At 67.7% G+C, this 9,674-nt stretch carries 10 protein-coding genes and 1 tRNA gene; 1 reads left to right on the forward strand and 10 read right to left on the reverse strand.

Annotated elements, in window-relative coordinates:
- Positions 1-7: 7 nt before the first annotated feature.
- The 7 genes from ftsH to VFA08_13370 form a co-directional block, all read right to left on the reverse strand.
- The gene (ftsH, locus tag VFA08_13340) at positions 8-1,948 is read right to left on the reverse strand and encodes an ATP-dependent zinc metalloprotease FtsH (GenBank protein HYZ14572.1); all 1,941 of its coding nucleotides are present in this window, start codon (positions 1,946-1,948) and stop codon (positions 8-10) included.
- Positions 1,949-2,103: 155 nt separating this feature from the next.
- A complete protein-coding gene (locus tag VFA08_13345) occupies positions 2,104-2,493 on the reverse strand; it encodes a prealbumin-like fold domain-containing protein (protein HYZ14573.1) in 390 nt (129 codons plus the stop codon).
- 50 nt (positions 2,494-2,543) lie between these two features.
- Positions 2,544-3,161 (reverse strand): hypoxanthine phosphoribosyltransferase, encoded by a 618-nt coding sequence (gene hpt / locus VFA08_13350; protein ID HYZ14574.1) that lies wholly within the window; start codon positions 3,159-3,161, stop codon positions 2,544-2,546.
- 11 nt (positions 3,162-3,172) lie between these two features.
- Positions 3,173-4,165, reverse strand: a complete 993-nt coding sequence (gene tilS / locus VFA08_13355) for a tRNA lysidine(34) synthetase TilS (protein ID HYZ14575.1) — start codon at positions 4,163-4,165, stop codon at positions 3,173-3,175.
- A gap of 63 nt (positions 4,166-4,228) precedes the next feature.
- Entirely contained in the window at positions 4,229-5,299 is a 1,071-nt protein-coding gene (locus VFA08_13360) for a zinc-dependent metalloprotease (protein HYZ14576.1), read from the reverse strand.
- 7 nt (positions 5,300-5,306) lie between these two features.
- Positions 5,307-5,918: a hypothetical protein gene (locus VFA08_13365; GenBank protein ID HYZ14577.1), complete on the reverse strand. Its 612-nt coding sequence runs from the start codon at positions 5,916-5,918 to the stop codon at positions 5,307-5,309.
- Positions 5,919-5,964: 46 nt separating this feature from the next.
- A tRNA-Thr gene (locus tag VFA08_13370) sits at positions 5,965-6,041 on the reverse strand.
- Positions 6,042-6,139: 98 nt separating this feature from the next.
- Here VFA08_13370 and VFA08_13375 point away from each other — a divergent pair.
- A complete protein-coding gene (locus VFA08_13375; protein ID HYZ14578.1) occupies positions 6,140-8,272 on the forward strand; it encodes an AarF/UbiB family protein in 2,133 nt (710 codons plus the stop codon).
- 18 nt (positions 8,273-8,290) lie between these two features.
- On the opposite strand, the gene VFA08_13380 is transcribed toward VFA08_13375, so the two are convergent.
- The 3 genes from VFA08_13380 to VFA08_13390 form a co-directional block, all read right to left on the reverse strand.
- The gene (locus tag VFA08_13380; GenBank protein HYZ14579.1) at positions 8,291-8,473 is read right to left on the reverse strand and encodes a hypothetical protein; all 183 of its coding nucleotides are present in this window, start codon (positions 8,471-8,473) and stop codon (positions 8,291-8,293) included.
- Positions 8,470-9,237: a hypothetical protein gene (locus VFA08_13385; GenBank protein ID HYZ14580.1), complete on the reverse strand. Its 768-nt coding sequence runs from the start codon at positions 9,235-9,237 to the stop codon at positions 8,470-8,472. The genes VFA08_13380 and VFA08_13385 overlap by 4 nt, the downstream gene beginning before the upstream one ends.
- 28 nt (positions 9,238-9,265) lie before the next feature.
- The coding region (locus tag VFA08_13390) for an ATP-binding protein (protein ID HYZ14581.1) at positions 9,266-9,674 on the reverse strand (409 nt) is incomplete at its 5' end.

Raw genomic sequence — 9,674 nt, forward strand, 5'->3', positions numbered from 1 at the left:
GGAGAGGCTAACCGACGGGATTCGGCGGGATCGTTCCTGGCGTCGGGGGTTGCCCACCCGTGCGGATCGCCCGGCGGGAGACGGCGAGTCCGGCGCCCCGCACCGCGAGGTCGCGGGGCAGGCGCTTGGGTACGTCGGCGAGGAACCGCTCCACCTCTTCGCGTTCGAGCGTCTCGCGCTCGATCAGGATCGCCGCGAGCTGGTCGAGCTTCTCGCGCTGCTCCTGAAGGATGTCGAGCGCCTCGTCGTGCGCTTCGTCGATCAGCCGACGGACCTCGTTGTCGATCTCGAACGCCACCTGGTCGGAGTAGTCCGGCTGCGACTGGAAGTCACGACCCAGGAACACCTCGTGCTGCTTCTGCCCGAGCGTCAGCGGCCCGATGATGTCGCTCATCCCGTACTCGGTCACCATCTGTCGCGCCACCTTCGTGGCGCGTTCGATGTCGTTCGCCGCGCCGGTCGTCACGTCGCCCACGATGAGCTCCTCAGCGACTCGCCCACCGAGAAGCATGGCCAGCTCATCCGCGAGCTCCTCACGCGTCATCATGAACTTGTCCTCTTCGGGAAGCGTGAGCGTGTAGCCGAGCGCGCGACCGCGCGGGATCACGCTGATCTTGTGCACCGGGTCGGTGTTCGGCAACACGTGCGCGGCGAGGGCGTGTCCCCCCTCGTGATAGGCGATCACGCGTTTCTCGCGCTCGCTCATGACGCGCGACTTGCGCTCGGGACCGGCCATCACGCGATCGATCGCTTCCTCGACCTCCTTCGTCCCGATCGCGCGCTTGCCCCAGCGCGCCGCGAGGAGCGCCGCCTCGTTGATGACGTTCGCCAGGTCGGCGCCGGTGAACCCGGGCGTGCGCTTGGCGACGATATCGAGGTCGACCCCCTCCTCGAACGGCTTGCCCCGGGCATGCACGCGGAGGATCCCCTTGCGGCCCTCGAGGTCGGGACGGTCGATCGTCACGTGCCTGTCGAAGCGCCCCGGCCGCAGCAGCGCGGGATCGAGGATGTCCGGGCGGTTCGTCGCCGCCATCAGGATCACCGCGGTCCGCTGGTCGAACCCGTCCATCTCGACAAGCAGCTGGTTCAGGGTCTGCTCGCGCTCGTCGTGACCGCCGCCGAGGCCCGCCCCGCGGTGACGACCGACGGCGTCGATCTCGTCGATGAACACGATCGCCGGCGCGTTCTGCTTGGCTTGCTCGAACAGGTCGCGCACGCGCGCGGCGCCGACGCCGACGAACATCTCGACGAAGTCCGAACCGCTGATCGAATAGAAGGGAACGCCGGCCTCGCCCGCGACCGCACGCGCGAGCAGCGTCTTTCCCGTCCCCGGTGGTCCGAACAGCAGCACTCCTCGGGGGATCTTCGCCCCCATCGCCTGGAACTTGGCGGGGTTCTGCAGGTACTCCTTGACCTCCTGCAGCTCCTCGATCGCCTCGTCGACCCCCGCGACGTCCTGGAACGACGTCTTCGGCTGGTCCTTGCTGACGAGCTTGGCGCGCGCCTTGCCGAACTGCATCACCCGTCCGCCGCCGCCCTGCGACTGATTCATGATGAAGATGAAGGCGCCGACGATCAGGATCACCGGGATCAACTGGAAAAGGAACCCGAGGAGCGCAGACCCGCGCTGCGGATCGGCCGAGACATCGACGCCCTCGGACTCGAGCTGGGCGGTGAGCGTCTCCTGCGTTCCCTCGACGTACGCGACCTCGTAGGTCGACCCATCCGAGAGCTCGCCGCGGATCTTGCCGTCACCGAGCAGGAACGTAGCCGTGTCGACCTCGTCGCTCGCGACCCGATCCTGGAACTCGGAGAACGTGAGCTCGTCGGCCCGGCTCTCCCGATTGGCGAGCGCGAGGAACAGCCACAGGCCTACTAGCCCGATCAGGATGTAAACAGCGGGCCCGCGGAGGAGCCGGCGATAGGGCGGCGCCGGGTCGGCGGCCAGGGGTGCGCTCCTTTCGGTTCAGATACCTGCGGGAATGCTTCGGGGCCCGCGCGTCGGGTCGACGCTCGAAGCCCTGCGCGATGGTAGCACCGGGGTCTGGATGCGCCGATACCCCGTTCGACCGACGGCGTGCGCGCACGCGGCCGCCGTGAACGTCAACGGATCCCGCTGTCGACCGGAACGACGACCTCGACGAATGCGCCGGCCGTGACGGTCACGGCGACAGGCTTCGCGAACATGCCGGGGCCGTCAGGACGGACGACGGCCTCGAGCGTGTATCGACCGGGTGGCAGTTCGAGCTCGAACCGACCGTCTTCTCCGCTGGTCGTCTCCGCGATGTCCCCGTCGCCGGCCAGGGCCCGAACCTCCACACCCTCGAGTGGCTCGTCCGGACACGGGCTCCCCTTCTGTACGACCGGGCAGGTCGGCCCGAGGAGGACCTGGCCACGAACGCCGGACGATAAGGCGGCTTCGTCGCCACCGTCCGACGCGCACGCCGTCAAGACGAGAAGAACAAGGACTGAGACGAGTGAGAGACGGCGCATCCCAGGTGAGACGCCTCGACGCTATGCGGCCGTTCCCCGAGAGGAACGCCTCAAACGTCCGCGTACGCCTCCGGCTTGAGCGTCGCGATGTAGGGAAGGTTCCGGAACTTCTCCGCGAAGTCGAGGCCGTACCCGACGACGAAGTCGGGCGGGATCTCGAAGCCCACGTAGCGGATGTCCAGGTGGACACGCTGGATCCCCGTCTTTTTCAGGAGCGCGCAGACCTCGAGGCTTGCGGGGCGTCGCCCGCGGAGGTTCTTCAGCAGGTAATTGATGGTGAGCCCGGAGTCGACGATGTCCTCGACGAGCAACACGTGGCGCTCCTCGAGGTCGTGTTCGAGGTCCTTGAGGATCCGGACGACTCCGGACGTCTTCGTCGCGGCACCGTACGAGGCCACGGCCATGAAGTCTGTCTCGACGGGCATGCGGATATATCGAGCGAGGTCCGCCATCACCACGAATGCGCCCTTGAGGACGCCGATCAGCAACAGGTCGCGACCCGCGTAGTCCTGCGCGATCTGCTCGCCCAGCTCACGCAGCTTCTGCTGGATCTCCGCTTCGGTGATGAGCACCCGCTCGATGTCACGCTCATACGCTGCGGCATGCGGCGCAACGGCGGGTGGCGGTGCCGCTTGCTCGATCTCGGACAGCGCCGACCGGCCTTCCATCTCGCCCCCCTTCACACCCGGCTCTCGGGGGAAGTGCGAGAGAGGGAAACATACTCTCGCTCGCGACGAGCCTTCAATCCAGAAGGAAGGTCGCGGCTGCGGCCGGGTCGTCCTCGCGCGAGGTCGAGAACTGCGGCGATCGCCTCCCTCGTCCACGGCGCCGTTGCGTCCTCGAGCGCCAAGATGTTGTAGACGGCGAGCCGGATCACTCGCGAGGCGACCGCATCCGGCAGCGTGACGAGTGCATCGGCGTCGACGCGGACGGCGTCGCGGGAGCCGCTCACAACTCTCGAAAACGCTTCCACGGCCGTGCGCGAGAGCTCCATCCGCGACTCGCGCAGCAGCGCCGCCGAACGGGCGATGGGCGCCTTCACGTTGCGTCCCGTTGCTCGTTCCATATCCGGGATCACCTTCAGCCGGATCGCGTTCCGCAGAAGGCGCGTGTCCTTGTTGGTCGGATCGCGCCGAGGGCGGAGGTGGAGAGATGTGCAGAACGCCTCGACGTCGGTGCGCTCCACATCGAGGAGCGGCTCCGCCAGAGCGGAGTGTCCGTGTTCGTATCCCCCTGGCCAGATGCCGCTGAGCCCCTCGAGGCCCGTACCGCGAATCAGGTTCAGAAGGACCGTCTCCGCCTGGTCGTCGAGGATGTGGCCTTCGGCAGTCACGGACGCACCGATCGACTTCCGAACCTCGTTCGCCGAGTTCGTCCGGCGAACGGTCGCCCAGGCTTCGACCGACATGCCTTTCCCCGGCCGGTCCTCCGCCGCGCGCGCGTGGAACGGGAGACCGAGCCGCTCCGCAAGTCGGCGAACGTACTGGGCATCACTCGCCGAGTCTCGGCGAAGCTGGTGGTCGAAATGGAAGACGTGGAGCTGGATCTTGAACAACCGGCGCAGGTACCAGAGCGAGTACAGGAGGCAGACGGAATCCGGGCCGCCCGAGACGCTGACGAGAACAGTCTCGCCGGGGCGGAACATGTCGTGCTCGCGAATCGTCCTCGTCACTCGCTCGAGTACGCGGGCGACGGCTGGAGGATGACGCTTCAGGCGGCGGCTATCCCCACCTGGTCACGACCTTGCGACGCGTGACACCCAGCGCGCCGGCTCCGCGATCTCTTCGAGCGTGGGGAGGTGCTCCTCGCGTTCCCAGATGCGGTTGAAACCATCCATGCCGGCACTGTCGACGACCGCACGGACGAACCGCTCACCCGTGTTGTATTGCGCGATCTTCGTCTCGAACCCGATCGCTCGCTGAAAGCCGCGCTCCATCCCACCAGCTCGCCGCCGTTCCTTGAGCGCTCTGCGCATCCGATCGATGTCCTGCACCTGACCCGCCGCCACGCGGTTCATGACGAACGACGCGTGGCCCTCGAGGAGCGACATGAACGCTTGCATCTTGGCGAACAGCTCGCGTTGGGCGTCGTTCATCAAGAGAAGGATGGCGTTCGCTCCTCGCCAATCGGCGCCCGCGCGAATCTCATCGGCGGCGCGGCGGATCTGCGCCATCACCTCGCGCGAGTCGACCTGCACCGTATCGATGTACGCGTCGATCTGCCGCTTGAGGTACGGCTTGAGCCACTCGTTCGCGCCGAACTGCGCGCGGTGCGTTGCCTCGTGCACCGCAATCCACAACCGAAAGTCGCGCGGCGGGAGCGCGAAGCGACGCTCCGCATCGACGACGTTGGGCCCGACGAAGTAGATCAAGCCCTCGTCGTCCGGCGGAAGGAATACGTCGTACTGACCGAGCACCTTGCGCGAGATGTAGCCGAGCAGCGCGCCGATCTGCGCGCCGAATGCTTTGCGGCGGAACTCCGAGCGACGCGCACCATTCGGCAGCAACTTGCTCGCGAGCGGCTCGAGCAGACGTTGGAGTGTGTTCAGGTTCGCACCGACCCACTCGGAACGAGACATCACCCACGCGCGGGGGCGCGAGCCGCGCGCCCGAAGGCCGGTGAAGTCGCCGATCAGCGACTCGGCATACGGAACGAGCTCGGAAAGGTCTTCCCGCAGTCGCGCTCGCTCCACCGCAGGTGTTCGTGGACCGGGGCCGCCCACACGCCGGCCGGTCTCGGCGGCGGTGCCCCAATCGATGAGATCCGTTGCGCGGGAACCCATCGACCAATCGACTGCGGTGTCCATGCGGCCGCTAACCACCGGCCTTCTTCCGCGCGGCGATCATGGCGGCGCGCCGGGCCTGACCCTCGGCGACGCGGCGATCGGTGCCTTTGGCGATGAGCTCGGCGAGCGTCTTCTCGAACGTCTCCTCGTCGAGCGACACCTCGGGCCGCTCCTGAGTGGCGGTGGCGGCGGGCGCAGGGCCCGACGGCGCAGCCTCTGCAACGGGCTGCTCTGCGGCAACCGCTGCAGGCGCTTCGGCCGGAGCGGCTTGTGGGGCCGGCTGAGCAACCTGCGTCGCTGCCGCAGTCGGTTGCGGCGCTGCCGGAGCGGCTTGCGGAGGCGCCGGGGCAGCCACCGGCGCGGCCGCCCCGACAATCGTTGGCGGCTGCACCACGACTGGAGCGCTGGTGACGTTGACGGGACGGCGCACATCGCGACCGGGCTGGATCCGCGGTGCTCGAACGCTCCGCCGCGCACCCTCGTCGGTCTGGAACCGTGGCGCGAACCGCATGTATCCGAACACGAGGGCGAGAGCGACGATGACACCGAGCACTGCAAGGAGTACCGCCGCGTTGTAGACCCAACCGCCGTTGTTGAGCGTGGGAGTGACGGTTGGATCGACAATGATTTGGGGGAGCACGGCGGCGATTCTACAGGTCGTGCTGGAGCGGTCGCCGACCTGGAGATGGAGCCGGAGAGGGGATTCGAACCCCTGACCTACCACTTACGAGGCGGTTGCTCTGCCAGGCTGAGCTACTCCGGCGGTGCGCCGAGTCTACCGAACGCGCAACACTGCAACGTACTGACGTGACGAGACGTGGTCATGTCGCGCCGAAACCCCTCTGTCATGATTCGACCGAGATGGCTGGGGGGAACGGGAGCCGCGTAACGGCAACCGAGCGCGTCGGGCGGGTGATGGTCGCGACCGACCGTTCGGAGACGGCAGATCGCGCGGTCAGGTGGGCGGCTGCGCTCGCCAGTCGCTACGACGCCGAGCTCCTCCTCCTCCAGGTGATCCTCCCATCGAACCCGGGGTCTACCGAGGGCGGTCAAGCCGAAGCGACCCGAGCGACGTTCGCCGCCGAGACGCTAAGGCAGTTCGCGAGCGAGCTCGCCGGTCCCCGAGGTCGAGCGCGAATCGTCATGGATGACGACCCCGCACGCGCGATCCTCCGCGTAGCTGAAGAGGACGGCGTGGACACGCTGGTCGTCGGCAACGCAGGCATGAGCGGACGCAAGGAGTTCCTGCTCGGCAACGTGCCGAACCGCATCAGCCACAACGCGCGGTGCACGGTGATCATCGTCAACACCTCGCTCCTCGACAGCGACGGCAAGCAGCGCACCGCCGCAATGCCGGGGACCGCGCACGCCGGACGCCTCGCGCCCGAGTCCGAGGAGATCGAACCGCGACTAATGGGACGGGCGGCGCGGATCGCGTCGGTGATGGCGAAGCACGGCCTGAAGGAACTGTTCAAGCGGGCGGATCCCGACACGCAAGCGAACCGCCGGCGGCAGGCCGGACGGATCCGCTCGGCGATGGAAGAGCTCGGTCCGACGTTCGCCAAGCTCGGACAGATCCTGTCGACGCGACCAGACCTGCTGCCGTCGGAGTTCATCGAAGAGCTGGCGACGCTGCAGGACAACGTTCCCCCGCTCTCCGAGGCACAGGTCGTTCGGGTCATGGAGGAGGAGCTCGGGGTGCCGTGGGAGGACGTGTTCGAGTCGATCGAACCGACGCCCATGGCCGCCGGAACGATCGCCCAAGTGCACCGTGCGACGCTCGCGGACGGAAGCCGGGTCGTGGTGAAGGTGCAGCGCCCCACGGCACACGAAGACATCATGCAGGACCTCGCGCTCCTCCAGCTGTTCGCCGAGAAGACCGAGAACCGACCCGCGTTCCGTCAGGTGATCGACATGCCGGCGGTGTTCGAGCACCTTTCGGAGTCGCTCCAGCGCGAGCTGGACTTCCGCCAAGAAGCCGGAAACATCGATCGGATGCGTGAGGTGCTCGAGCCGTACTCACGCCTCGACGTTCCCGCCGTCCACCACGATCTGTCGTCGGCGCGACTGCTGGTGATGCAAGAGATCCAGGGCGGGTCGATTCGAACGGCGCCGGACGGGCCGGAGCGCACCGAGGCCGCGCGTCAGCTGCTCGAGTCCTACTACGCGCAGATCCTGACCGAGGGGTTCTTCCATGCGGATCCGCATCCCGGCAACCTCATGTGGTGGAACGACAAGATCTACTTCCTCGACTTCGGGATGGTTGGACAGATCGGCCCGGAGATCCGCGAGAACCTCATGCTCCTGTTGATGGCGTTCTGGCAGGAGGACGTTCAGTTCCTCACCGACGTCACGCTGATGCTGGCGGGCGGCGCCGACCGCGGTGATCTCGACGTGCGCGTCTTCCAGGAGGAGCTCGGCGGCGTAATGGCGAAGTACAGGAACGTCTCGCTGCGCGAGATCCAGCTCGGACCGATCCTGCAAGAGATCACGGAGATCTCGATCCGCCACAACGTTCCGCTGCCGGCCTCGCTCGCGCTCACCGGGAAGGCGATGGCGCAGATGCAGCTCGCGACGGCTGAGCTCGATCCAGACATCGATCCGTTCGAGGTCGCCGGGGCATACCTGATGCGCGGCGTCACGCGGCGGATGCGCGATCGGATGGACCCGAAGAAGCTGTTCTACGAGGCGCAGAAGGTGAAGGTGCGGATCTCGCGTATCGCCGAGGCGTTCGAGCGGCTCGCCGGCGCGAGGCCGGGACCCAAGCTGCAGGTGAACTTCACGGCCGAACGGCTGGAGGACACGGTTCGTCGCGTCGGTCGCCGGCTGTCGACGGGCATCATCGCCGGCGCCGCGCTGCTCGGGGCGGCGATCACTGCGGCGTCGCAGCGTGTGGCCGACTGGGTTCCGGTCACGCTGTCGGTCGTCGCGGCGGGGTTCACGCTCTTCCTGATCGCCGACCTGATCCGGGGACGGCGCGAGAAACGCATGTAGCGCTGGCCGCGTAGGTGACTATGCGACCGGCCGCTCGACCTCGCTCACGCTCTCGGCAAGCCCCATGGGAGGCGACGGCGCCACTTCACCGCGACGGCGGATCGCAGTCAGGACCCGGCGTTCGATGATCCACGCCACCATGCCGAACGCAATGCCGAGCGCGAACCGTTCGCCTCGCCGCCACATCGAACGCGCCATCACGCCGGACTCGCGACGCCCCGGCGGAACTCGACGACCGCGATCACGGCGATCCCCCACGCGAGCGTGAGCCACGCCCACACGGCGTCGAGCGCCCCGGCGTAGTCCGATAGAAGCAGCGAGCCGATGCCGATCATCACGGCGGCGGTGCCCACGAGCCACGCCCCGAGCCGCCGGCCCGACTCGCGGAACGAGGCGGCGAACCCACAGAGGGGAAGCGCCAGCACCGCCGCGGCCATCCCGCTGTAGTGATGCAACTCCCAGTGCGGATCAGCCTCCGAGCCGGTGCGTTGCAACTCGGATTGCGTGAGCAGCAACGCGATCGCAGGAACGAACGCGATCAGCGACAGCGCGAGCGTCGGGATATCGACGCCGCTGGGGCGGAGCAACCTCGAGCGCGCAGGGTGCAGCAGCCACATGATGACGATGGCGATTGGTGCGGTGAACCACGTGCCCGAGATGAAGTCCTCTGACGCCAGGCCCGCGATCGCGCCGGCGATCCCCGACGCCACGGCGACGAAGAACGACGAGACGTTCGCTTCGGGTCGACGCGCGCACGCGAGCAGCGCCACGCCGAGCAGGACGCCGTAGAGCGCGCTGAACGCCACGTTGTGGAGGCGATGGATCGCCTGCGAGTCGTCGAAGAACGAGATGATCGCGAACGGGACGCTGAGGGCGACCCCTCCGACGCCGAGCACGCCCGCGACGATTCGGAACGCCGTCCTCGTTCCCGACCGCTCCGTCACACCGTCCGCCGGTCGTTCCACCTCGGACCTCCTCGGGTCGTGAACTCGGTCACTCCGCTGCGGCTCCGACCGCCGCGACCGGGATCCGGCCAATGATCGTCGTTCCTTCACCCCTCGCGGAACGAACTTCGACCTTCCCGTCGAGGGCCGACAGTCGGTCCGCGATGCCCTGCAATCCTGACCCGCGCGCGACGGACGCCGGGTCGAAGCCGGCACCGTCGTCGATGACCTTGAACGTCAGCCATCCGTCGCGCTCGCCGAGCTCGACGCTCGTCCTCGCTGCACCCGCGTACTTCGCCGCGTTCTGCAGGGCCTCGAGCACACTGAAATACACGGCTGCCTCGACCTCCTGTGCGTACCGTCGAACGCCGTCGGGCGACACGTCGACTGGCATCGACGACTTGCGCGCCTGCGCCTCGAGCGCCGCGGCAAGACCCTTGTCCGCGAGCAGCGGCGGG

This window comes from Actinomycetota bacterium, from assembly GCA_035640355.1.
Lineage (GTDB): Bacteria > Actinomycetota > UBA4738 > UBA4738 > HRBIN12 > CALGFI01.

Bases quoted from the DNA above. Each gene is read 5' to 3' on its own strand.
- VFA08_13345 (HYZ14573.1), bottom strand. From the start codon at position 2,493: ATGCGCCGTCTCTCACTCGTCTCAGTCCTTGTTCTTCTCGTCTTGACG.
- hpt (HYZ14574.1), bottom strand. From the start codon at position 3,161: ATGGAAGGCCGGTCGGCGCTGTCCGAGATCGAGCAAGCGGCACCGCCA.
- VFA08_13360 (HYZ14576.1), bottom strand. From the start codon at position 5,299: ATGGACACCGCAGTCGATTGGTCGATGGGTTCCCGCGCAACGGATCTC.
- VFA08_13375 (HYZ14578.1), top strand. From the start codon at position 6,140: ATGGCTGGGGGGAACGGGAGCCGCGTAACGGCAACCGAGCGCGTCGGG.